The sequence below is a fragment of the Bacteroidota bacterium genome (assembly GCA_021300195.1).
In the GTDB taxonomy this organism is placed as follows: Bacteria; Bacteroidota; Bacteroidia; order J057; family JAJTIE01; genus JAJTIE01.
In genome coordinates, this window is the sequence record JAJTIE010000059.1 from 1 (window position 1) to 24,738 (window position 24,738).

Sequence of the window (24,738 nt, forward strand, 5' to 3'; positions counted from 1 at the left end):
AGAAAGGCCTATCTTGCGTCATGCGTTCGCTACTGCCCTTTCTGCGCACCCACTTTGTGTACGACGATCTGGTGGCAGAGGCACGCCCGGCCACCCTGCCCCCGGCAAGCCCTACCACCAGTGGGCCACTGCCTCGCAGGTTGCGGTTCCGCCTCTTCCTGCTGCGGGTGGTGCCCTGGCTGTGCATGGGGCTGCTGGTGCTTAGTTTCGTGTGGGACTTCCCCACGCAGCGGCTGCTGGGCCTACCCCTGCTGGGCCTACTGCGTATGCTGGCTGTTTCGGGGCTTATTGGCTATTTTACCAACTGGCTGGCGATCAAGATGCTCTTCTACCCCCGCCGGCGGCGCCCCCTGATGGGGCAGGGCCTGGTGCCCGCCCAGCAGCACCGCCTGGCCCGTAGGCTGGCCGAGAGCATCCACCAGCACCTGATGAATGAGCAGGCGCTACTGGAACGCCTGCAAGAGCGCCAGCTCATCCGGCGGGTACTGCAGCGCACCCAGCAGGGGCTGCAGGGGCTGGCCGACGACATTGCCTTTGCTGCCGAGCTACGCGAACTGCTGTTGCAAGCCCTGCGCACCTACCTGGCCGACCCCGCCGTGCAGCAGCAGCTGGTGGCCCAGCTGGATGCCAGCATCCGGGATGCCATGGAGGGCCAGACGCTGGCCCAGTGGTACCTACAGCTAAACCGGAAAAAGTATCAGCAAAGCCTGCAGCGCCTGGTGCAGCAGCTGCCCGGGCGTAGCGGCCAGTGGCTGGGAGACCCAGCCCTGGTGCTCCGCTTGCTATCGGATGAGCTGGATGCGAATGCTGACATGCTGGCCGGAGATATTACCCACCTGCTGCGCACCGCCCTTGCCGGCCTGAATATACCGGGTATGCTGGAGCACCAGCTGGCTTCCTTTGAGTCTAGCAAGCTGGAGCAGATGCTGTGGGGCAGCACCAATGAGCAGCTGAAGTACATAGAGTACCTGGGAGGCTGGCTGGGCCTGCTGGGGGGGCTGGTGCTGTGGCAGCCGCTGCCCATGCTGGCGCTGCTGGGCACCCTACTGGGCCTGTGGGTGGGGGCCGACTGGATTTTACTCCGCTTGCGCACCCGTTCCGGATAATTTTGGTTCCTCTACCCATGTGTACGTTCCCCCTATGAGCTGGCCTCTGCACTATCCACCACTAGTACGGGCCTACCTGGATGCCGCCCCGCAGCTGGCAGGCTTCTACAGCCAGGCACCCCGCACGGCCAACTGGCCCGCCCTGATGCAGGCCGCACAGCTGGATGCCACGGGGCGCCAGCGCCTGGTGCAGGTGCTGCGTGCCCAGCATACTGGCGCACCCGCCCCGGTGCAGCAGCAGATAGACAGCCTGCTGCTGCCCACCACCTTCACCCTTACCACCGGCCAGCAGGCAGGCCTGGCAGGTGGCCCCCTGTATACCTGGTACAAGGCGATTAGTACCCTGAAGTGGGCCCAGCAGTTGAATAGCCAATACCCCGACTATCACGTTGTGCCCCTCTTCTGGGTAGCGAGCGAGGACCATGATGCCGATGAGGTAAACCACTACTGGCACGGCTACCACGATAGGCGCAGCTATGGCGGGCACATACAGGGCCCAGTGGGCAGGCACCACACGGTGGCCGCACTGCTGCCGGATATGCCCGCAGTGTGGAAGCAGTACTGGCAGGAGCAGCCCACCTGGGGCCAGGCCTTTCGGCACCTGTTGCAGGACCTGCTAGGCCCCTATGGTATGCTGGTGCTGGATGCAGATGACCGCCAGCTGAAGGAGGCCTTTGCGCCCATTATGCGGGCCGAGCTGCTGGATGGGGCCGCTGCACAGCCCCTGCAGCAGCAGACCGAGGCCCTGCAAGCACTGGGCTACCACCCCCAGCTCCACATCCGCCCGCTCAACCTATTCTACCAGCAGCCGGGCCTACGCTCCCGCCTGGAGCGACAGGGCGACACGTTCCGCCTGGTAGAGACCGGCCAACGCCTGAGCCGAACCGACCTGGAGCGCCTACTGGCCGAAACCCCCGAGGCCCTAAGCCCCAATGCTGCCCTGCGCCCCCTGTACCAGCAGTGCATCCTGCCCAACCTGGCATACATAGGCGGCAATGCCGAGCTGGCCTACTGGCTGCAGCTGCGGCCTATGTTCGATCAGTTTGGCATAGCCTACCCCCTGCTGCTGCCCAGGCTACAGGCCCTAGCGATACTACCTGCCCAGCAGGAGCAGCTCCGACTACTCGGCCTGGGCCTGCAGGAGGTGCTGCTGCCCCTGCACCAGCTGCGCCAGCTGCTGCTACCCGCCGTGTACAACACCGAGGCCCTGCACGACCAGCTGAACCAGATGGCCCTGCAGTACGAGGCCCTGGACAAGCTGGTGGCCGGCACAGGCCAGGATAAAACAGTGGCCAGCGCCCAGCGCCGCTTTGTGCAGTGGGCCCGCCGCCTGCAGGCCAGGGTAGGCCAGCAGCAGCTGCAGGGCTATGCGCCCTACCACCAGGCCCGCCGCCTGCAAGACCAGATACAGCCCGCTGGGCTGACACAGGAGCGCGTGCTGGCCCTGCCCGCCCTGGGCGGAAACCCCCATGAGCGAATTGCCCAAATGATGCAAGCACTGGTACCATCCGCCGAAAAAATGCAAATTTGGGAGCTACAAGCGCCCTAGCAGGCAGCCAGGTGGCGGGTAGGCAGGCAGGCTGTATTACCCCTGGGCATAACACTTATCACAGAGAAAAATGATCATTGTAACAGGAGCGGCGGGCTTTATCGGCAGCTATGTGGCTGGGGAGCTAAACCAGCAGGGCTATACGGATCTGGTATTGGTAGACGACTTTGGCCGTGCGGACAAAAGGCCCAACTGGGAAACCAAGCTGTGTACCGAGCGCGTAGAGCGAAGCCAGTTTATAGCCTGGCTGCAGGGCAAGGAGGCCCGCGTGCAGGGCATCCTCCACCTGGGTGCCCGCACAGACACGACCGACCCCAACCGGGGCCCTTTTGAAGAGCTGAACCTGGCCTACAGCAAGGCCCTGTGGCAGTACTGCACCCAGCACCAGGTTCCCTTTATCTATGCCAGTAGTGCCGCTACCTATGGCGATGGCAGCCTGGGTTTTTCCGATACGCCCCCCAATAGCGAGCACCTGCAGCCCCTGAACCCCTACGCCTGGTCCAAAAACGAGTTTGACAAATGGGTGCTGAGCCAAAAAGAGAGCCCCTTCTTCTGGGCAGGGCTCAAGTTTTTCAACGTATACGGCCCCAACGAGTACCACAAGGCCCGTATGGCCAGCGTGGTGTTTCACGCCTTCCACCAGATCCGGGAAACCGGCCAGCTCAAGCTCTTCAAGAGCCACCGGGCTGACTATGGCCATGGCGAGCAGCAGCGAGACTTTATCTATGTGCGAGACCTGGCCCGCGTTATCCGCTGGCTGATGGAGCAGCGCCCTGGTAGTGGCATCTTCAACCTGGGCACCGGCCAGGCCCGCAGCTTCAACGATCTGGGCCGTGCCATCTTTGCTGCCATGGGCCTGCAGCCCCGCATTGAGTACATCGATATGCCCGCTGACCTCCGCAATAGCTATCAGTACTACACCCAGGCCGAGATGCAGCGCCTCCGAACCCTGGGCTACACCCCTGCGTTTGATAGCATAGAGGCCGGCGTGCAAGACTATGTGCAAGGCTACCTGCAGCAGGGCTTGTATTTCTAGCGCAGGCCTTTTACCTTAAAGCTATGTATGCAGAAACCCTACTCACCCTGGTGCACCGGGCCGCCCTGGCAGTGGCGCTAGGGGTGGGCCCCCTGCTGCTCTTGCTTGGGCTCCTGTACAAGCGGCGTTTTCGCACGGTCCTCCACCAGTGGCGGCATCCGCAGCTGGTTATCCTCACCATTCTGGCCTTTCTGCTCGGCTTTTCCTGCTTTGTTTTGGGTTGCTTTTTCCTGGCCAGCTCGGTAGGGCGTATGGGGGGTAGCCCGGTGCTACAGGCCCTGGTAGGCCAGCAGTATGGCCTGGCAATGGACTGTTTTTTGCTCTTCATCGGCATTTCTCTTAGCTACGCGGGCGTTCAGTTTTTCTTTACGCAGTTCATCACCCGGCAGGGGATCGTGCTGCGTGGCCGCCTTTTTTCTGGTCGGGCAGACGAGCTACTTCGCTGGGCCGACATTCGAGACTACTATGTGAAGACAGACTACCCCCTTACCCACTACCACTTCCTGTCTCAGGATGCTGGGGGGAGGGTGCAGAACCGGGTGGTAAAAGTGCCCTACTACGCGCGGCCCAAGTTTGAGTATCTGCTACAGGGCTACCTGGCGCAGCAAGAGGATATGCGGGCCAGCCGCCGTGCCATGCTCAATCGATTTAGTAAAAATTGAGCAAAACGCGCATACTATGGCTGGGCAGTGCCCTGCTGCTGGTGGCGGCACTAGGCCTGGGTGGCTATGCCTACCTGAGCGGCGATAGCTGGCTCATTGCACGCATCCAGCAGCAGGCCAATCGCGATTTTCATGCACAGCTGGAGGCCGTGCAGGCTCATCCGGAGCACTACCTGCATCCGCCAGCCGAGGAGCCCATGGGGCTGATTGCCCTCATTACCGACCGCCAGGGGCAGGTGCTCAGCTGGAGCAGCAGCCGGCTGGTGCCCCCCCAGCGGAGCCTCCGGCAGTTTGTGCGGGCGGGCCAGGCGGGCCTGCTACGCCAGGGCACCCACTACCTGTACTGCCTGCCCATACTGCGCGGAGACTCTGCCTGGGTGTTTCTCTTCCCCCTATACCTGGGCAGCCCCATCCACAATGAGTATCTGCAGAGCCATGCCTACCTGGGCGGTGCCCATAGTGCCACCCTGGATCAGGCTGCACGCACCTGGCCCATCCGCCAGGTGCCGGGCCCCATGCAGCTGGCCTACTACAGCCCACAGGGCCAGTACCTCTTTGGCCTACAGGTTACGGATACGGAGCCGCTGCGCAGGCAGCCCATGGGCCTGGCTGCCCTGCTGCTGCTGCTTAGCTGCCTGCTGGCGGTATATGCCGGCTACATGCGGCTGCGCCGCCGCCTGCATGGGGCCCTGGCCGATGCCATCCTTATACTCACCCTGGTAGGCCTGCGCCTATTGCTCTTCCCACTACACCTGCCCGGCAGCCTGATACAGACGGGGCTCTTTAGCAGCCAGGTGCTGGCTGTAAACCAGCTGAACCCCTCGCTGGGCGACCTCAGCCTCAATAGCCTGCTAGGCTTCCTCCTTGTATACCGCCTGTACGTGCGCCTTCCGCATCAGCAGCTGGCACGCTGGCTGCAGCGCAGGGCACCCGCTAGCTGGTGGCTCTGGAATGTCTTCAGTTTTACGCTTGGCTTTGGCCTTTTTCAGGCTTTCTTCTATTGGTTTGCCCGCATTGTAAACAACTCCAAGATCTACTTCGAGTTTTCAGACCTCTCTCGCCTGGATGCCTACTCCTATCTGGTTTTTCTGAACATTGCGCTTTTTCTGCTCAGCATCTTCCTGCTACAGTACCTGCTGGCCGGTGTTACGCTGCAGCTACGGCCCCGCCCGGGTAGGCCCTATAGCCGCTCGGCCCTGCTCCTGCTCTTTGGCTTCCTGCTGGCCGGCCTCTACCTGCTCTACCTGCCGTCAGACCTGCCCCTGCTGGTGGTGTTTGCAGCCTATGTGCTGGCCATCCACCTCTTCCGGGCGCAGGTGGGTGCCCGCCTGCGCTTCAGCCTGGTGCAGGCGGCCACCCTGTTCGGCCTCTTTGCGGTAGTAACCAACTTTGCTGTGAGCCGTAGCCTGGAGGCCAACCGCGTGGGCACCCTGCAGTACTATGCAAAGATTCGCTATAGCCGGGTGCAAGACCCCTTTACAGACTTCTATTTCGGCGAAGTAATTGCGAACATACGGGCCGATGCCAGCCTGTGGCAGCCCGATACCACCATCGATGCTACCGGAAACCCCTATCAGGATGCCATTAACCGCATCCTGCACAATCACCTGGTAAATAACATAAAGGGCTACGATTTTCGCGTTTTCCTCTTCAACGCCTACAAGCGGCGGCTAGACACACAGGCCGACTTAACGCCCTATCCCGTATGGCGAAACCAGCGGCTGATGCAGCAGGCACCGGGGCAAAACGGCCACCTGCTTACCGTGCCTTACAATCGGAGCTTCACGCGGGAGATCTACATCGGTCGATTCGACGTGTACCCAAGCGACCCAAACTTTGGGCGCATTACCCTCCAGATAGAGCTATACCCCAAGCGCATCATACGCGATAAGCTGTACCCCCAGCTGATGCAGGATGCCTCGCTAAAAAACAAGCTGAATGTGCCATACGGCTTTGAAATAGGCCTGTATAGCAATGGGCGGCTGGTGCAGCAGGTGGAAAATACCCTGGGCCAGCGCGGCCAGTCTTTTCCTGTCCGGTTTGAGGCTCGCTATGGCGGCATTCGGCAAGACACCCTGCTGTACGGAGACGCCCGCTTCTACGAGTTGGTAAGCTTTCACGACAAAAACCGCATAATCGTGGCCCGGGCCCCACGCCGCACGTTCTTCAATCAGCTTACGGCGGTTAGCTTCCTGTTCTACTTTTTCCTGCTGCTCTACCTGCTGGTGCGGCTGCCCGCCATGGCCAGCCGGGTACGCCAGGGCTGGCTAGGCCGGGTACGGCATAGCTTTGTAGCACGCATCGAGTTTTTTCTGGTGCTGATTAGCCTGGTACCCTTGGTCATCTTCTGGCTGCTCACTACCAATGTTCTTAACCGATATTTCCAGCAAGAAATAGACGAGGACCTGCAGCATGCCCTGCAGCAGGCCGGTGCCGTGCTGGAGGACAGCGAGGGCCTGACGGCCCTGCTACGCCAGTCCGCCAACGAGGAAAGCCCACAGAGCCGAAGCGAGCTAAACCTGCTGAGCAACCTGCTGGGCAGCGACCTGAACGTGTATGACCAGGCAGGATACCTGCGTGCCACCACCCGCCCCCGCCTGTACCAGGCTAGCCTGAGCAGCCCCTACATGAACCCCGATGCCCTGAAAACCCTGAGCGCAGGCCAGGCACCATCTACCCTGGTGAAGGAGCGAATCGGGAACCTGAGCTTCCTCAGCGGCTACATTCCGCTGTACAATGATCGTTTCGAACCCCAGGGCTACCTGAACATCCCCTACCTGGCCCAGCAGGACGCGCTGGACTTTCAGATCGAGAAGTTCCTTGCCTACCTCATCAACGTGTATGTCTTCATCATCATGATCCTGGTGCTGGTGGGCATTTTTATGAGCCGCAGCCTCACCCATCCGCTGATGATGCTGCGGCAGCGCCTGGAGCAAACCAGCCTGGGCCTGGCAAACGAGCCCATACCCTGGGACAGCCGGGATGAAATCGGGCGTATCATCCAGAGCTATAACCAGATGCTGGAAAAGCTGGCAGAAAGTGAGCAAAAGCTGAGCCAAAGCCAGCGAAACCAGGCCTGGACAGAGATGGCCCGCCAGGTAGCGCACGAGATAAAAAACCCGCTGACGCCCATGAAACTGAGCCTGCAGCACCTGGCCCGTGCTGCCGACGCTGAGCCCGAAAAGCAGCGGGCCATGCTGCAGAAGGTAACCCAAACCCTGCTGACGCAGATCGAGTCGCTAACTGCCATAGCCAACAGCTTCAAAGACTATGCCCGCATGCCTGCCTACAACCCACAGCCGGTGCTGCTAGGCAAACTGCTGAGCGAGGTGCACGGCCTGTATGAGGGTACCGAGCAGGTGGACATACGCCTACGGCTACCTGCGCAGGAGGTGTACATACTGGGCGATGCTAACCAGCTGAACCGTGTGCTGGTAAACCTGGTGCGCAATGCCCTGCAGGCCATAGACCGCCCCGATGGCTGGCTGGAGATCCGGCTGTATACCGAAGCAGGCCTGGCCATCGTTGAGGTAGCAGACAACGGAAGTGGCATACCCGAGGAAATTCGCGCCCGCATCTTCGAGCCCAATTTCTCCACCAAATCCAGCGGCATGGGCCTGGGCCTGGCCCTCGCACGCCGGATGGTAGAGAGTATGGGGGGCCAGATCGACTTCAGCAGCGAAACCGGGGCGGGTACCACCTTCGTGCTACGTTTCCCGCTACATGCACCCCCGGCATAAGCATATCGGCCTATGGCTACTGTTCTGTATTGGGCTAGCCCAGGCACAGTACGGCCCCGCCACCAGCCGCGAGGATACCCTGAGTGAGGCCTATGTGCTGGATACGGTGCAGCTGACCTACCCAAACCTGGTGCCCGGCAGTGCCGAGGTGTGGCTGAACGACCAGCGGCTGGAGCCCCACCAGTACGGGCTAGACCTGCTGACCGGCAGACTGGTGCTGACCGATGTAGCCCTGGGCTCGGGCCGCCTACGGGTGCGCTATCGCGCCTTTGGCTGGCAGCCGCCGCGTAGCCGCCAGCTGCTGAAGCCCCGTGTAGACCCCCCCAAGGGTAGCCAGGATAGCACCCGGAGCCTGGTACCGGACAGCCTGATAAACATCGATTCACTCGTTATAGCCGAGGACATTGCCAGCCAGGATACCCGCATATTTGAGCAGAGCGAGCTCTCCAGCCACGGCAGCATTGCACGCAGCATCACCGTGGGTACCAACCGAGACCTGGCCGTAAACTCTAGCCTGCGCATGCGGGTAGAGGGCCGCGTGGCAAATGAAATAGACGTGCTGGCCACCATTACCGACGAAAACATACCCATCCAGCCAGACGGAACCACCCAGCAGATCAATGACTTTGACCGTGTGTCCATCCAGGTACGGCGCGAGCCCTTTACCCTCACCATGGGCGATTATGAGCTTATCCAGCGCAATACACAGTTTGCAAACATCTACCGAAACGTATTGGGCGTAAACGCAGCCTACAGCCGCAAGGGCCATACAGCCGCCCTAACGGGCAGTATCTCCAAGGGTCGATTCTCTACAAACAGCTTTCAGGGCGAGAACGGACGCCAGGGCCCCTACCAGCTTACGGGTGGCGATGGAGAACGCTTTGTGATCGTACTGGCGGGTAGCGAGCAGGTGTACATAAACGGCCAGCTGCAGCAGCGTGGGCAGGCGCAAGACTACATCATGGACTACAATACCGGCCAGCTTACCTTCACCGCACGCCGCCTCATCACGGTTAATGACCGCATTGTAGTAGACTTTGAGTATGCGGTGCAGGCCTATAGCCGCTCGCTTAGCTTTGCGCAATACAGTGGCGCGTTTGTGGATGATCGCCTAAAGCTTCAGTTTAGCTTTGGGCGCGAGGCGGATAACCCCAACAACCCCCTGAATGGTAGCCTGGGCCGAAATGAACGCGAAGCCCTACGCCTGGCGGGAGACGACCCCGCTGCTGCGCTCACCTCTGGCATCGACTCGGTGGGCTTCAACCCCGACGAAATCCTGTATGGCCGCCGCGATACGGTGCTGAATGGCCAGGCACGGGTATACTACGAGCGTAGCCAGGATAGCACCGAGCAGCTGTATCGTCTTACCTTCACGCAGCTGGGCCCCGGCCAGGGAGACTATGTGCGCGGCAGTAGCCTGGTGAATGGCAACGTCTTCACCTGGAGCCCGCCCGATGCCAGTGGCAGCCCCACGGGGGACTACATACCCCTGCGGGTAGTGCCCCTGCCGGGCCGCCTGGCCGTGGCAGACATGAGGCTGAGCTATGACCTGACGCGCCACTTCACGCTCTTTACCGAAACGGCAATCAGCGACCAGGACCAAAACCGGCTAAGCCCCCTGGACGATGATGACAACCAGGACTATGCCGCCCGGACAGGCATACGGCTACAAGACCTGCCCGCAGGAGCCTGGAAGCTGGGGGCAGAGGCGGCATACCAGTACGTAGGGGCACGGTATGAGAACTTTGACCGGGTGTATGCCAAGGAGTATGGCCGGGTGTGGAACTACAACGACCGGGGCCAGCGCGCAATAGAGCGGCTGAGCGAGGCCAGCGTATATGGCCAGTGGCGAGACTACCGCCTGAGTGCCGGCGGCGGCTATCGCCTAATGGCTGATAGCCTGACCACCCTGCGCCAGGAGTATGGCTTCGCGGGGGCGGATACGGCCCTGCTGGCGGGCGAATACAAGCTGGTGCTGCTAAACACCCAAGACAGCCGACTGAACACACAGAGCCGGTGGCTGCGGCAGAATGGAGACCTGTATCACCGTTTTGGTCGCTTTCGCCTGGGCTCTGTGCTCTGGATAGAGGACCGGTATGACCAGCAGCAGGATACCCTGGGGCCAGGTTCCTTCCGCTTTTGGGACTATACCCCCTACCTGCGCTACACGGCCACCAAGCTAGGCGGCAGGCTGGGCTACCAGCACCGGCGAGACCAGGAGTTTCTGGGGCGCATGCGGGATAAGAGCCTGACACAGACCTACAGTGCCGAGCTGGACTGGCACCCCACCGAGCAGCTACTGCTACGCTCCAGCCTGTCGCTCAACCAATATCAGGTAAAAGATACCGCCTTCTTCAGCCAAGGCCAGCGAAACAAGGAAACCCTGCTGGCAGCCCTGAATGGCAGCTACAACAGTGCAGACCGCGGCATACAGGCCTCGGTGTTCTACCAGATCCTGAGCGAAAGCGTAGCACGCAGAGACGTACTGTTTGTAGAGGTAACTCCCGGCCTGGGCCAATACGAGTGGATTGACTTTAACCAGAACGGCGTACAAGAGCTAAACGAATTCGAACTGTCTGTAAACCCCCTTATTGCCAACTACCAGCGGGTGCTGCTGCCCAGCCAGACGCTGATCCCAGCCATCGCACTCGACTTCAGCCCCCAGCTCACCCTCACCTACCGCCAGCTGCTGCCCGGGCTACCCATCCTCGCGCCCTTTACCACCATCAGCTACCTGAGTGCCCAGCAGAAGCGGGTGGTGCCCGACCCCCGGCTGGCAGACTATGTGATCAACCTGAGCCTGCCGCAGCAGAATGATACCTCGGCCATCAATGGATCGGTGATATTCCGCCAGGACCTGTACCTGTGGCGAAACAGCCCGAGCGGAGACCTGCGCCTGCGCTATGCCCAGCGGCTAAACCGCCAGCTGCTCAGCACGGGTTTCGAGCAGCAGGATGGCCGTGAGTGGGGCTGCGACCAGCGGCTGAACTTCAACCGTGCCCTGAGCCTGGAAAACCAGGCCCAGATAGGCTACAAGGCCAGCTTTGCGCAGCGGCTAGAGGGTAGGGACTACCACATTGACTACCTGGGCACCAAGCCCGAGCTAAGCTGGCAGCTAAACCGGAAGTTCCGCCTAGCGGGCGGATACCAGTACACATACAAGGCGAACCAGCCCAGCCGTGTGCTGCAGAGCTACCTGAATACACACAAGATCATCCTGAAAAGCAGGCTGAACCTAAACCAGCGAAACAACCTGAATGCACGCCTGGAGCTGCTGAACAATGACCTGCAGGGAGATGCAGCCCAGTCGCTCCGCTTTGAGCTACTGGAGGGAAACCAGCCCGGGGCGAATGCTGTATGGAGCCTGCTGATTACCCAATATCTGGGTAAAAACCTGGAGCTGACGATACAATACGATGCGCGGACTAGCCGCCTGGCCGCGCCCCTGCACACTGGCCGCATGCAGCTGCGTGCCATCTTCTAGGCCACACCGGGCCGTGTGCAGCCATGCGCGCCTCGAAACAGCAGGGGGGAGGGATTATTCAGGACAGCTAGGCCGTGTGCAGCTCTGGCGCCCCGCCTCCGGCCTCCGCATCCCGCTCTACCGCCCAGGTGATGTAGAAGAACCAGCCCAGCTGGATAAGTATCACCAGGATGGATGCCAGCTGCACCACGAGGCCGTCGGGGTCTACAGCCCAGGCCAGCAGGTTTAGCAGGCCGCTCATCCACATTACATGCCGTACCTTCAGCTCCATTGAGAAGCTGTGCCAGCCTTGGCGCGCACTCAGCAGGGCACCCGTAGCCATAAGGGCAGCAGGTAGGGTGCTGAGTAGCCCCAGCCAAACTGGGCTCATCCAGGCCGAAAAGGCTACTACCACTAGCCCAAAAACAAAGGAGAAAACAAGACCCGCGTAAAACAGGCCGCGCGCAGCCGGTAGGGCCAGGTCGCGCACCTGCAGATACACCCAGTACACCCCCATCATACCGGCTACTAGCAGCCCCGGCAGGGCCAGGAACAGGATGAAGCCCTGGGTGGTGCTCAGCCCCATGAGGGCAAGTGCGGTAAGCGTGAGCCAGATGGAAAAATTTCGGACCATCAGAGGCTGGTTTTGAGACCGAAATACGGGCCGCTGATGCAGCAGCCAGCCCAGGCTGGCCAGCCCCAGGGCCGGGGTGAAGAGGAAGACCTGAAACCGGATGGCCTCGCTCTGGAAAAGGGCCCTGATCTCATCGCCTGCATCGGGGTCGCCCCAGCTAATTTGCAAGCGCTCTACCTCGAAGAAGAGGCTTAGGGCAACTGCTGCTGAAGCCAGTAGCCCCAGCGTTACGAACAATGGACCAATCCGGAGTTTCATGCCGCGAACTTAGCACATAGAACGTAGAAGCGGTAAGCTGTTCCGCCTTTTTCGCCGGGAGGCCAGCCCGGCTGGCGGCACAGCGGGGCTTAGTGGTCGTGCCACACCACGGCCAGCAGCCAGCTGAAGAAGCTGAGGAAGAGGAAGATACCCACTACAATAAAGCCATTGCCCATGAGGGAGATGCGGTGCCCATACAGCAGGTTTAGCCCATGCAGGCCTGTCATGGCAAAGCAACCCGTAATAAAGAGCAGGCGGGTAATACGCAGCAGGTCCAGCTGCCCACGCCGCCACACCAGGCTACCAAAGCTAAGCAGGCAAAGCACCGTGGCCGCCAGGATGATTTTGCCGGCATCTGCCATCACCTCCCGCTCTGCGGGGCTGGCACCGGTTTTTACTGCCTCCAGGTCCAGCGAATACACCAGCACGGGCAGCCCGTAGCCAAAGCCCAGCAGCACCAGCCCGAGGACGAAGAGAATTTTTACAAGCCGCATTCCACAATATATACAAAATACAATTACCGGCGGGCATGTACATCTCTCTGCCAGTGTCTGGCATCGCATAGTAGGCATTAGGGGGGGGGCTCTGCCTGCATAGCCCGATGCCCGCGCTAGTGGCCAAATTGCGGCATGCCCCCGGGCGGGTGGCGTGGCTCGGCGCTGCTGCCCGAAAAAGTGGTGAAACGCCAGGTAAAGGTGCACAGGAAGTATTGCTGTAGCACACGGGTGGTCTCATCCTCTATGTAAATATCGGTGGTGCTGCGCTGCACGCTGTTGTTTTCATTCAGCAGATCGTAGGCACTGATTTTCAGCTCGGCCTGCCGCTTTTTGCCAAACTGCCGGCCCAGGCCGGCGTTCCATAGCACAAAGTTCTGGTCAAAGCCCGGGCCCAGGCCATCGTAGTAGCTGTGGGTAGCCTCTGTTTCCACAAAGAATCCGCGCCAAAACTGCCAGCGTAGGCGGAAGGTAGTACCCTGGCTGAAGTAGCGGGTGTTCAGGCGGGTATTCAGGCTGTTGTACACATAGTTCAGGCTGCTGCTGCTCTCCAGGTTGAAGTCCAGGTTCGGGCTGATGTTACTACCCAGGCCCAGGCCCAGGGTGTAGGTGGGGGCCTGGCTGTAGTTCAGCTGCCCGTTGGTACGGCCAGGTGTGCGCACATAGGTGCCACCCAGGCGCACATTCACATTGTAGCGAAAGCTGTCTAGCGGGGTGCTCCAGCTTACAAAGCTGCGCAGGCTGTAGTAGCCATCCAGGTTGGCATATCGGCTTAGCTGTGCGCCGGGCTGCAGGGCTATGCCCCCCAGGGTAGTTGCCTCCTGGGCGGTGGTGGTTTCGGTGCCTATGTAGCCCAGGGTGGTGCTGGCCCGCAGCATGGCAAAGAGGGCCCTCCCTTTTGTGGGGTCTACGCGGTGAAACATGGCGAATAGCCGGTGCTCATTGGCCTGCCGCAGGGCGGGGTTTCCGGTTTTCAGCTGCAGGGGGTTGCTGTTGTCTACCACATCTTGCAGCTGGCTTACGGTAGGGGTTTCGGTATTGCTGCGGTAGTATATACGCAGGTTGGTAGTCTTAGTCCAGTTGTATTTCAGGCGTGCATAGGGCAGCAGGTTGCTCCACTGCTGGCGCAGGCTGCCCTGTAGCGGAAACTGCTGGTTGGCCTGCAGCTCGGCCCACTGGTAGCGCATGCCCAGGCTCAGGTTCAGCTTGTCGCTGCTCCACAGGTAGGCTAGCCCTGGGCGGTGCTTCAGGTAGCGGCTGTCGAACCGGTTGGTAAGGGCGGTGTCTAGCAGCAGGTATTGCCCCTCCAGGGGGGTGCGGGTGTTGCGGTCGGCCTCGCTCTGCTGGTGTCCCAGCTGGTACTCCAGGCTTAGCTGGCTATGGCGGCCCAGTGGTTCGGTGTACTCCAGGGTTTCTGTCAGGCTCAGGGCATACTGGTCCAGCTCCTGTTGCTGGTCTACCGTATCAGCCGTTTGGTTGCCAGCCAGGTTGTTCAGCAGGCGGCTGTTGCCCCAGGTAGGGCTGTGGTTCCATTCCGTTTCGGCACTCAGGGTGCGGCCCTGCCGGCCAAACTTGTGGCGGTATAGCAGGCTCCCCTCTGTCTGCAGGGCATCCAGCCGGGTGTTTCGGTCGTTCCGCTGGCTGCTTAGCTGCTGCGCCAGGCGCTGGGTAGTGGCGGTCAGTAGGCTGCCACCCTGTTTTCGCTGTAGGGTAAGGCGGGGCTGAAAGAGGATGGAGTTGGCACTATCCAGCGTCCAGTCCAGGCGCAGGTTCAGGCGGTGGTTATAGTCCTGGGTTAGGGCAGATTCTTGGGCGGTATAGGTCTGCCCTTCAGCATCTGGCAGTACAAACTGCCTGCGGGTGCGCCGCTCGGCCTGGGTGCGGCTTTCGTTGAAGAAGTAGCTGCCCGATACGGCCATACGGCTACCCCATTGGTCTACAAAGTTTAGGCCCAGGGCATTGGTGGTGCTGATGCCCTGGCGGGTGGTAACCAGGAAGTCGCTTACGTTGGTTACATTACCCCCACTGATGCTGCCTCTGTCTCGCTGGCCACCGCCAAAATTTGGGGTGCCACTGCCCACCAGGTCGCTGATGGCAAAGTTTTGGGTGTTGATGTTGTTGAACTGGCCGATGGCAAACAGGCGCGTGCGCCCATGCATGTAGCTGTATAGGCCTCCGGCGCTGTAGCGTTCGTTGGTGCCCCCGCCCGCATAGGCGCGGCCCAGGCTGCCGTTTCGGTAGGCGGGTTTGGTAATGATGTTCAGGGTTTTCTGGTTCTCGCCGTCGTCAAAGCCGGTAAACTTGGCCCGGTCGCTGCGGTCGTCATACACCTGTACACTTTGCACACTCTCGGCAGGCAGGTTTTTCAGGGCCGCCTTGGCATCGGTACCCAGGAATGGCTTTCCATCCACCAGCACCTGCTGCACCCGCTCGCCCTGGGCCTGCACTTCGCCGTTTACCACCACCACGCCGGGCATTTTGCGCACCAGGTCCTCTACCGTAGCATCCTGGTGTACCTTGAAGGCCGATGCGTTGAACTGCACCGTGTCGCCCTTGGCTTCCACAGGGTTGCGCTGGCCCTGCACCTGTATGTCCTCCAGGGTATACTCGGCCCGGGGTAGCGGCAGGGTGCCCAGCTCTACCAGCTGGCTATCCAGCGGCAGCCTGTCCACGGCCCCGGTGCGGTAGCCCGGGTAGCGGATGCGCAGGCTGTAGGTGCCCGCCGGAATGCCGGCCAGGTGGAAGAGGCCGAGGCTATCCGTCTGTGCCCCATAGCGCACGCTGGCCGTGTCGGGCCAGGCGTATAGCGCTACCGTGGCACCGTATAGCGGCTGGCTATCTTCTGTATCTACCACACGCCCCAGTAGGCTGGCCTGCTGGGCCTTCAGCCAGGGAGCAGGCACCAGCCATAGCCCCGGTAGTATAAAGAAAAAAAGATGCTTCACAACGGTTGGTTGGACGCGCATCGCCCGCGCAGGTTTAAGACTACCGCAAAGGAAGCGCTTTTTTCCTGTCTGGCAGGCACGGCATGGGCCCCTTGTGTCAAACAAGTGGGGGCACTGCCCGTGCGGGGATTTTGGCTGCGAAGTTGTTCGCTATCGGAAAACGAAAGTCATGAAGACTAGCTGTACTTTTCAATAGACTGCGCAAGGATTCCCTGTAACTTACGATACGCTTCCTTACGAAGTATGGATTTTTCATGAAGCTGCATTCCCTCTTCTACTTTACCCTTTAATTTTCTCATAAATTCGATTTCGTCTACGTGTATGTATTCCTTGGGGAAATCTTTGTATCTGTTTCGAAAAAAACACCAAAAAACATACAATACATCTGTGCTATTTTTTTCAAAAAAATCATAAATATTATCGACATCAAAAAAATGCAAAAAAGAGACATTATAATGCTTGCTTACAAGATCATCGAGTATCATAGATAACTCCTTCTTATCACCATTTTTAGCATATATTCTCTTTTCAATTTCTATAAACTCATTTTTTATTTCGGCCTCTTTCAGTTCCTTATTTCTGGCAAAAATTGCGTCTCTAATCTCCTTCATGCTTTCTTTGCTTTCATCTGAAATACTTAAATATTTAATTTCGGAATCACTGAAACTATTTTCAAAATAAAGGTCAGGAACAGAAGAATTTACATTTTTTAACCCATTTATAAATCTATACTTGAGAGTTCTAATATCAAAATTAAATGGATTATTATATCGAACGCAGCAATAAAACACCTGTAAATAGTCACTAATTCCATAAACCCCTTCATCTAAATAACCAAGCATTTCATGCGTAATAGATTTGTATTTTTCGTCGGAAAGAGAAAAAACTTCAGAGTCGAACAGGTTATTTAGTACATTTTTGTATGTCGGACTTGGTGAAACCTGAGGTTCAAGCTCTTTCTTTAAAACGGCAACATCAAATGCAGAATAATTGGCTATAAAATCAATAATATTTTTCGAAAACAACCAGTTTTGATGCTTATATCCATATTTACGCCAAAAATCCAAAGCAAATGAGCTCTTCTCATTACTTTGAATCAATTCTTTATTATTTAATTGCTTTTCTTCACGTTTCGTGTAAGCCTCATTCAAAAACTGACCTCTTATATATCCGGCTCCTTTACATATTTCATGCTTATTTTCATGAGTCAACGATCCATTTCTATACTCCGTAGAAACAGCCAATGTAAACTGAAGTAACTTTTGTGTGATCTCTCTTTGATCCTCATTACAAAATTGCTTAAACCAGGCATCTGATTTTAGATTTTCTAGCCCGCTGTATATGTCTTGAAAATGCACAAGTGCATATGACAAAATTCGCAAGTTATTGGATCCATAAGCGAAGTGCTTAAGAATAAAGTCTCTTTCCGATTCTAAGTATTTGCGATAAGAAGGTGATCCCTTAAACTTGGATTCCACAAACTCTTCAAAAACATCTTTGATCGAAATACCAAAAGGCATACTAACTCCCACTACCTTTTCCTTTAGAGCAGCATATCGGTCAGCTTTTATTTTATTTTCATTTACAAGGATGACTATTTTGGCACTTTTATTTTCAACCAGATCATTGATATAACCCATTAATTCGCCGTAGTCTAGTTTTGAACTTATGCGCTCAAAGTCATCAAAACAAAGCACAAAATTTGATACTTCTGGATTCAGATCATTTTTTTTTACAAGTTCACCAACTTTAAAAGTTGGAATGCAATTTTTGAATTCAATTCGACTTGAGATCTCATAAAATAATAGCTTTAATTGTCGAGATGCTTGTCTCGGTATTTTTTTACCAAGCCTGGCAATAGATAGGCTCAGAGATGAAAAAAGTCGGCTTTCAATATCCTTGATAGATTCTATCCCGAATAGCGAAACTCGAACACACTCATATCTTTTTCGATTATCCGAAGGCAAGGGGGTATTTGTAGCTATCTTCTTTAATATCTGTTCATAATAAAAAGTCTTGCCTACTCCCCATTCTCCACTTATCATGAGGGCATAGTCTGTCTTCTGCTGTAGGTATCGCTCAAAAATCTCTTTCATCTTTCTTGCTATAACTATTTGCAAATTTTCGCAAGCAAGATATATGCAGATATTCCCACAGTCAAGTCCCCCAGAATATAGGCTTTTTTATCTTGATCTGGAACCGTATCACCCCACGTATAATTTGTAAAGCTACCAGCTCATTCTACGCTGCTATTTTAGCAGAGCCCCGTCCATTTTTCCCTTAAGATTTTTGCCTCAGCCGGGGGGCCTAGTGGTTCAGCACATACAGCACAATGTTGGTGCCCATCTGCAGGGCTTTCAGGCGTAGCTCCTCGGGGTTGTGGTGCACCTCGGGGTCTTCCCAGCCGTCTCCCAGGTCGGCCTCGTAGGTCAGCAGGCACAGCAGCCGTCCCTCGTGCAGGATGCCGAAGAGCTGGGGTGGCTTGCCGTCGTGTTCATGTATCTTGGGGATGCCCTGCGCAAACTCAAACTGCTGGTGGTACACCGGGTGGGTAAAGGGTATCTCCTGAAAGTCGTATTCGGGGAATACCTTTTTCATCTCTCGGGTGATGTAGGGGTACAGCCCATAGTTGTCGTCCATCAGGAAGAAGCCGCCTGCCAGCAGGTACTTGCGCAGGTTGGCCGCCTCGGCATCGGTGAACGCTACATTGCCGTGCCCGGTCATGTAGATCATGGGGTATTGAAAGATCTGGCTACTGCCCGGCTCCACCACCTCTTCCTCCAGGTACAGGTTGGCGCGCGTATGCTGGCGTATAAAGGCAAAGAGGTTGGGCAGGCTGCTGGGGTTGGCATACCAGTCTCCGCCGCCCTCATATTTCAGCTTGGCAATTTTGAAGCTAGCCAGCTGGGCACCAGCCCCCACGGGGCCTAGCAGCAGCCAGGAGAGCAAAGCCAGGAGGAATGTATTCACGCCTTAAATTAACGAAGAACTCGGATTAAATTAACGAAGAACTCGGACAGAACGTTGCCCCAGGGCGCAGATCCCGGCAGCAGATGTGCCGGGCTGGTTTTTTTGCGGGGGGCTTCGCACCGCCCGCCGGGTTATGGGCCCCCCGCTATGAGAGCCCGGATAGGCTATGCCGGCGAATCCGCCTAACTTGGGGGTTGTTTCATGCCAGTGGCCTATTTGTGTGTGGGGGCCTGCATTGTATAGTACCATGGAGTTTGTAGAAAAATCGATACAGGCGTATGCCGATGCGCACACCGAGCCGGAGCCGCCGCTGCTGGCTGCGCTGAGCCGTGCCACCCATATACAGAGCCTGTATCCGCGCATGCTGAGCGGGCACGGGCAGGGCCGCCTGCTGGCACTCATCAGCCGGCTGGTGCAGCCCCGCCGCATCCTGGAGATAGGCACCTTTACCGGCTACAGTGCCCTGTGCCTGGCCGAGGGCCTGCAGCCCCACGGGCAGCTGTACACCCTGGAGATAGAGCCCGAGAACGTGGACTTTGCCCGAACCTGGTTTGAAAAAGCCGGCGAGGCGGCCCGCATCCACTGCCTGCAGGGGCATGCCACCCAGCTGATACCCACCCTGGAGGGGCCATTTGACCTGGCCTTTATGGATGGGCGAAAGGAAGAATATCGAGATTACTATGAGGCCCTGCTGCCCAAAATGCGCCGGGGCGGACTGATACTAACAGACAATGTGCTGTGGAGCGGACAGGTTCTGGATAAAAAGCCTACCGACCCAGCCGCCCGCGCGCTGCAGGCTTTCAATATCTTTGTACTGCAAGACCCCCGGGTGTTCAATGTGCTGCTGCCGGTACGAGACGGGCTGATGATGAACCTGGTGGTGTAGCACACAGGCCGCGGGTGTACCCGCCGGGCAACTAGTTAGCTATAGTAAAACCAGGAATGAATTTGACTACAAAAAAGAATGCCCGGGTAGTGGCCTTTGTCCTATTCAGCTTTGGGTTATTCGGCCTGCACAGCCTGTGTGCCCGCCCTGCCGCCCCCCGCGTGCCCGAAACCCTGGTGTACTGTGGGCACACGCTACAGTTTACCCCCGCTGGCAGGGCTGCCATCCAGCAGCATGTAAACAAGCTGCACGCCAATACCCTGTACTTCCGAATCCTGGTGGAAAAGGCCAACCTCTACATGCCTTTTGTAGAGCATGCCCTGGAGCTGATGAATGTGCCCGAAGACCTGAAGTACATCTGCCTGCAAGAGAGCGCCCTGCAGGGCGATGCCGTTAGCAGCAGCAATGCCGTAGGCTTCTGGCAGTTCAAGCACTTTACCGCCGAGGAGGTGGGCCTTGTAATAAACGAGGGTGTAGACGAGCGCAAGCATATCTTTCGCAGCAGTGTGGGGGCTGCCCGCTACTTCAGCAAGAACTTTATCCGCCACCCAAACTGGGTATACAGCATCATTAGCTACTATGCCGGGGGCACGGGTGCCATTCCGTTTATCAATACCGACTACTACGGTGCTACCCACATGACTGTGGACGAGCAGCTGCATTGGTATGCGCAAAAGGCCATCGCACACAAGATTGCCTTCGAACCCTACCTGATTGGCGGCGGCACCGGCAAGCTGTGGCTACAGCCCGTGGCCAGTGGGGGCGAAACCAGTATATGGAAGATAGCAAAGGAGCAGGGCGTGGGTGTGGAGCAGCTGCGCACCTACAACCTGTGGATGAGCAGTAGCCCCCTGCCCACTGGCTACGAGGGCACGGTGTATGTGCCCCGGGCCGACCAGCCCTACGCCTTTCATGCCGACCCCTATGCCAGCCGCGTAACCCCCCTGCTGCCAGACCAGCCCGGTGTGCTGGGCCAATACGCCCAGCTGGCGCTGAACAAGCTGGAGCCCAAGCCCCAGCCCCAGCGACAGCCAGATGCCCTGCTGCCCCCTACGGCAGAGCAAGCAGAAAAAAGCCCCGAAGTACAGCATGCCCGAACGCTGGTGGCCAAATACCGAGACCTGCCCCAGCCCTACAGCCACGAGCGCCGAGAGTATGTGGCCAAGGAGCCCATGATGGGCCGTGCCTTCGCACTGGTTACGCCCAACTTTGGCCTGAAGGAGATCGCCGGTCAGTTTCAGGTGGAAGAAGACAAGCTACGTGCCCTGAATGGCCTGGGCTACTACGAGCAGGCCCAGCCAGGCACACTCATCTGGCTGATCAAGCCCCGCAGGTCGCCGGTGTACATCGTACAAAAGGAAACTACCCTGGCCGAGGTGAGTGCGGTGGTGCGCAGGCCGGTTTCGCGCCTGGCAGTCTACAACCAGCTGTCGATCGACGCCCGCCTACAGCCTGGGCAGAAGCTCTACACCCAGGCCCCACGCCCGGCCAACGAACCCCCTATCCGTTATCTGTTTACCGACGACCGGATAGACCTGACGGGCGAAGGGCGCGCCCCGGCTGGGCTCCCCACCGGCCACTAGCGCCCCGCAGCACGTGCCACCCGGCTTGCTAGCAGGCCCAGCGCCATCCGAAAATGGCGGTTACATCAGTTGGGCGGCGGCCGTGCCGATCTATACTCGGTTTGCTACCGGGTACACGGCTGCATCAGGCCTCCATGCGGCGGGCAATGCAGTGGTCGTACAGGTCTTTGGCCTCGGCTACAGAGATCAGGTCCGTGCCATCTAGCACCAGGCTATCGCCCCCGGTTTCGCCTAGCGGAGTGAAGGGTAGGTCTCCGCAGGCTTTCCGGATCTCGGCCTCCTGTGCGGCTTGGTAGCTGATAACTACACGGCCCGCCCCCTCACCAAAGAGGAAACCATCGGTGCGCAGGCCCTGGGGCTGGTGGATGCGGGCACCTATGCCCAGGTGGAAGGCCGACTCCAGCAGGTTGATGGCCAGGCCACCATCGCTCACATCGTGGGCCGAGCGGATAAGGCCCGCCCGGATGAGGGCCGGTAGCAGCTTTTGCAGCTGGGCCTCCACCTCCATGTCGAAAAACGGGGCTGGGCTAAGGGGCTGCTTGCGGTAGCTGTACAGGTACTCGGAGCAGTGGATGTCGCTGTTAATCGGGCCGATGATTGCCAAGCGGAGCCCTGCGGCGGGGTAGTGGCTGCTCATGCACTGTGCAGCCATGTCTGCCAGGTAGCCCACCATGCCGATGGTGGGGGTGGGGTACACCGGCCCATCGTCCGAGCTTTGGTTGTAAAAGCTTACGTTGCCCCCCGTTACCGGCAGTTCAAAGCGTTCGCAGGCATCCTTCATCCCCAGTATGGCATTGGCAAACTGCCAGTACACCTCCGGGTTATAGGGGTTGCCAAAGTTCAGGCAGTTGGTTACCCCCAGGGGTTCGCCCCCGCTGCAGGCAATGTTGCGCGCGGCCTCGGCCACGGCCATGGCACAGCCCCTGCGCGGATCGGCCATTACATATCGGCTGTTGCAGTCGGTGGTCATGGCAATGCCCTTTTGGGTGCCCTGTATGTTCACCAGGGCGGCATCGCTGGGCAGGTTGTGCGTTCGGTTTGCTGCGCCCACGGTGCTGTCGTACTGGCGGGTTATCCAGCGCTTGCTGGCTATGCTGGGGGTATCCAGCAGGTGGCGCAGCACGCTGCGTATCTCGTCTGGGCTGGTGGCGTCCGGCACGGTGCTGGCATCGAAGGCGCGGATCTGTGCCCGGTAGGCGGGTTCCTTCTGCTCACGCTCGTAGCGGGGGGCACCCCCGCCCAGCACCAGGCTCTCGGCGGGTATCTGGCCCACCAGTTCGCCATGAAAGTAGTAGCGGATCTGTCCACCCTCGGTAACGATGCCAATCTGTGTGCAGGGCAGCTCCCATTTCTCGAATACCGCCTCCACCTCGGCTTCCATCCCCTTTTCCACCACAATCAGCATGCGCTCCTGGCTCTCGCTCAGCAGCAGCTCAAAGGGTTGCATATCCTGCTGGCGCGTGGGTGTCTTGTCCAGCCACAGGTCCATGCCCACGCCCGCCTTGGCACTCATCTCGCTGGTGCTGCAGGCTATGCCCGCCGCCCCCATATCCTGCATGCCTATAACAGCACCGGTGCGGATGACCTCCAGGCTGGCCTCTAGCAGCAGTTTCTCCTGGAAAGGGTCGCCCACCTGTACGGCGGGCAGGTCCTTGGCACTGTCTGCGCTGATGTCGGCACTGGCAAAGGTGGCTCCATGTATGCCGTCCTTGCCTGTGGCCGAGCCTACTATGTACACGGGGTTGCCCACGCCACCGGCTGTGGCCGATGCCGTTTCGCCCGCCTTTACGATCCCCACACTCATGGCATTTACCAGGGGGTTGGTGTGGTAGCAGGGGTCGAAGTATACCTCGCCACCCACGGTGGGCACGCCAAAGGCGTTGCCATAGTTGCCTATGCCGCGCACCACGTGGCGCAGCAGGTGGCGCGTGCGGGCCTGCTCCAGGCTGCCAAAGCGCAGGCTGTTCAGGCTGGCTATGGGCCTGGCACCCATGGTGAAAATATCGCGGTGGATGCCCCCTACGCCTGTGGCAGCACCCTGGTAGGGCTCTATGGCGCTGGGGTGGTTGTGGCTCTCTATCTTGAAGCACACAGCCAGGCCATCACCCAGGTCCATTAGTCCGGCATTCTCCTCGCCCGCAGCGGCCAGCACGCGCTTGCCCGCCTTGGGCAACTGCTTTAGCCACAGGATGCTGTTCTTGTAGCTACAGTGCTCGCTCCACATTACGGAGTACACACTCAGCTCGGTAAAGTTGGGGGTGCGGCCCAATATCTGGCTTATCTGCTGATATTCCTGCTCGCTCAGGCCCAGCTTTCGGGCGGTTTCCAGGGTGGTTTCTTGGGTCAGCGCTTCGCTCATGGCACAAAATAACCGCTTTCGGCCCGCTTTCACAACCCCCCCCCGGCACGGAGGGCCAGCTGGTGGGTATCCTCTCCATGCAGTTCAACCGCCATTTATGGCCGTTCGAGCAGAAAGGTACTACAGTGGATAGGAAACCCTGTCCTTCTCAACTAGTTTCACCTGAAATTTATTCTTTAATCTAAACAGTTATCTCTCGATGATTCAGAAAAAACCAACGCTTACACTCTTGCTCCTTCTTCTTACGCTGCTGCTACAGGTATGGTCCCCGGCTCGGGCCCAGTTTAATAACCTGATGACCCAAGAGCCTACCGCTTATGCCGCTAATACCGAGTTTACAGTTACGATCAGTGCTCAGCTGGGCGTAAGTGTCAGTTGTGCTCAGATGGAAGCAGCTCTACCCGTAATTGCGGTGAAAAATCTGCCAACTGGCTGGACGGTAGAGCAAGTTACCTACACCAAGCCCGGTGGCATGCAGATAAGTGTCCCGTTCTGGCTTTTTGAACCTGAGTGGGATCTTGGCTCAGTAGGTTGTAATATTTCTGCCTATCAGAGGGAAAATCAAGCGCCTGGTAACTACGATATTTATCGTGTTTCCGGTTTTAGTCCCGACGAACCGAGCTTTTGCGCTGATCCAGGGGCCTCCATTTCTGCTACTATCACGATCATGACCGGGGCCAACGCGGCTACAGTAGCCTATCCAGGCTTTGATCTGGCTTTCTACCTGGATCTGGGGACTACCATCAACGGAAACATAGTGTACCAGCTGGATGCAGATGATTGCCCAGATGAGCACCTTATCCCCATGGGTGCACGGCCTACAGTAAACAACAACCAGCTGACCGGCGGCATGATAGGCAGCAGCCAGACCATTTGTGCCGGTTCAGACCCCGCCGCCTTCAGCAGCACCAGCGCCGCCAGCGGCGGTACCGGCATGCTGAGCTACCAGTGGCAGTCTAGCGCCAACATGAACGGCCCCTTCAGCGCCATAATGGGTACGAACAGCACCACCTACGACCTGCCCATGCAAAACATGGCCGGCACCACCTACTA

General features: G+C 58.2%; 15 protein-coding genes. 9 read left to right on the forward strand and 6 right to left on the reverse strand.

Going from position 1 to position 24,738, the window contains the following annotated elements; all coding sequences use genetic code 11:
* The first annotated feature begins 20 nt into the window (after positions 1-20).
* The 6 genes from LW884_10980 (at position 21) to LW884_11005 (ending at position 11,577) form a co-directional block, all read left to right on the forward strand.
* The gene (locus LW884_10980) at positions 21-1,106 is read left to right on the forward strand and encodes a DUF445 domain-containing protein (GenBank protein MCE3008851.1); all 1,086 of its coding nucleotides are present in this window, start codon (positions 21-23) and stop codon (positions 1,104-1,106) included.
* A gap of 34 nt (positions 1,107-1,140) precedes the next feature.
* A complete protein-coding gene (locus tag LW884_10985; protein ID MCE3008852.1) occupies positions 1,141-2,655 on the forward strand; it encodes a bacillithiol biosynthesis cysteine-adding enzyme BshC in 1,515 nt (504 codons plus the stop codon).
* Positions 2,656-2,725: 70 nt separating this feature from the next.
* Positions 2,726-3,691, forward strand: a complete 966-nt coding sequence (rfaD, locus tag LW884_10990; GenBank protein MCE3008853.1) for an ADP-glyceromanno-heptose 6-epimerase — start codon at positions 2,726-2,728, stop codon at positions 3,689-3,691.
* Positions 3,692-3,714: 23 nt separating this feature from the next.
* On the forward strand, positions 3,715-4,353 hold the full coding sequence (locus LW884_10995; protein ID MCE3008854.1) for a hypothetical protein: 639 nt from the start codon (positions 3,715-3,717) through the stop codon (positions 4,351-4,353).
* Positions 4,350-8,093: a HAMP domain-containing histidine kinase gene (locus LW884_11000; protein ID MCE3008855.1), complete on the forward strand. Its 3,744-nt coding sequence runs from the start codon at positions 4,350-4,352 to the stop codon at positions 8,091-8,093. The genes LW884_10995 and LW884_11000 overlap by 4 nt, the downstream gene beginning before the upstream one ends.
* Positions 8,077-11,577 (forward strand): hypothetical protein, encoded by a 3,501-nt coding sequence (locus LW884_11005; GenBank protein MCE3008856.1) that lies wholly within the window; start codon positions 8,077-8,079, stop codon positions 11,575-11,577. Before LW884_11000 ends, LW884_11005 begins: the two co-directional genes overlap by 17 nt.
* 67 nt (positions 11,578-11,644) lie before the next feature.
* On the opposite strand, the gene LW884_11010 is transcribed toward LW884_11005, so the two are convergent.
* The 5 genes from LW884_11010 to LW884_11030 form a co-directional block, all read right to left on the reverse strand.
* On the reverse strand, positions 11,645-12,448 hold the full coding sequence (locus LW884_11010; protein MCE3008857.1) for a hypothetical protein: 804 nt from the start codon (positions 12,446-12,448) through the stop codon (positions 11,645-11,647).
* Between the two features lie 89 nt (positions 12,449-12,537).
* Entirely contained in the window at positions 12,538-12,942 is a 405-nt protein-coding gene (locus tag LW884_11015) for a hypothetical protein (protein MCE3008858.1), read from the reverse strand.
* 116 nt (positions 12,943-13,058) lie between these two features.
* Positions 13,059-15,887, reverse strand: coding sequence for an outer membrane beta-barrel protein (locus LW884_11020; GenBank protein ID MCE3008859.1), 2,829 nt, complete (start codon positions 15,885-15,887; stop codon positions 13,059-13,061).
* Positions 15,888-16,063: 176 nt separating this feature from the next.
* On the reverse strand, positions 16,064-17,983 hold the full coding sequence (locus tag LW884_11025) for a hypothetical protein (protein MCE3008860.1): 1,920 nt from the start codon (positions 17,981-17,983) through the stop codon (positions 16,064-16,066).
* A gap of 211 nt (positions 17,984-18,194) precedes the next feature.
* Positions 18,195-18,836 carry a DUF4159 domain-containing protein gene (locus LW884_11030; GenBank protein ID MCE3008861.1) on the reverse strand — a complete coding sequence of 214 codons (642 nt, stop codon included), beginning with the start codon at positions 18,834-18,836 and terminating at the stop codon, positions 18,195-18,197.
* A 268-nt stretch (positions 18,837-19,104) separates the two neighbouring features.
* On the opposite strand from LW884_11030, the gene LW884_11035 reads away from it, so the two are divergent.
* Positions 19,105-19,743, forward strand: coding sequence for an O-methyltransferase (locus LW884_11035; GenBank protein ID MCE3008862.1), 639 nt, complete (start codon positions 19,105-19,107; stop codon positions 19,741-19,743).
* A gap of 56 nt (positions 19,744-19,799) precedes the next feature.
* Positions 19,800-21,326: a transglycosylase SLT domain-containing protein gene (locus tag LW884_11040; protein ID MCE3008863.1), complete on the forward strand. Its 1,527-nt coding sequence runs from the start codon at positions 19,800-19,802 to the stop codon at positions 21,324-21,326.
* A 124-nt stretch (positions 21,327-21,450) separates the two neighbouring features.
* Here the strand turns inward: LW884_11040 and purL are convergent, their stop codons facing one another.
* On the reverse strand, positions 21,451-23,685 hold the full coding sequence (purL, locus tag LW884_11045) for a phosphoribosylformylglycinamidine synthase subunit PurL (protein ID MCE3008864.1): 2,235 nt from the start codon (positions 23,683-23,685) through the stop codon (positions 21,451-21,453).
* 667 nt (positions 23,686-24,352) lie between these two features.
* Between purL and LW884_11050 the strand changes: the two genes are divergently transcribed.
* The coding region (locus tag LW884_11050; protein ID MCE3008865.1) for a hypothetical protein at positions 24,353-24,738 on the forward strand (386 nt) is incomplete at its 3' end.

Excerpts from the sequence above, each read along its gene's own strand:
- LW884_10980 (MCE3008851.1), top strand. The coding sequence starts at position 21 with ATGCGTTCGCTACTGCCCTTTCTGCGCACCCACTTTGTGTACGACGAT.
- LW884_10985 (MCE3008852.1), top strand. The coding sequence starts at position 1,141 with ATGAGCTGGCCTCTGCACTATCCACCACTAGTACGGGCCTACCTGGAT.
- rfaD (MCE3008853.1), top strand. The coding sequence starts at position 2,726 with ATGATCATTGTAACAGGAGCGGCGGGCTTTATCGGCAGCTATGTGGCT.
- LW884_10995 (MCE3008854.1), top strand. The coding sequence starts at position 3,715 with ATGTATGCAGAAACCCTACTCACCCTGGTGCACCGGGCCGCCCTGGCA.
- LW884_11005 (MCE3008856.1), top strand. The coding sequence starts at position 8,077 with ATGCACCCCCGGCATAAGCATATCGGCCTATGGCTACTGTTCTGTATT.
- LW884_11010 (MCE3008857.1), bottom strand. The coding sequence starts at position 12,448 with ATGAAACTCCGGATTGGTCCATTGTTCGTAACGCTGGGGCTACTGGCT.
- LW884_11015 (MCE3008858.1), bottom strand. The coding sequence starts at position 12,942 with ATGCGGCTTGTAAAAATTCTCTTCGTCCTCGGGCTGGTGCTGCTGGGC.
- LW884_11025 (MCE3008860.1), bottom strand. The coding sequence starts at position 17,983 with ATGAAAGAGATTTTTGAGCGATACCTACAGCAGAAGACAGACTATGCC.
- LW884_11035 (MCE3008862.1), top strand. The coding sequence starts at position 19,105 with ATGGAGTTTGTAGAAAAATCGATACAGGCGTATGCCGATGCGCACACC.
- LW884_11040 (MCE3008863.1), top strand. The coding sequence starts at position 19,800 with ATGAATTTGACTACAAAAAAGAATGCCCGGGTAGTGGCCTTTGTCCTA.
- purL (MCE3008864.1), bottom strand. The coding sequence starts at position 23,685 with ATGAGCGAAGCGCTGACCCAAGAAACCACCCTGGAAACCGCCCGAAAG.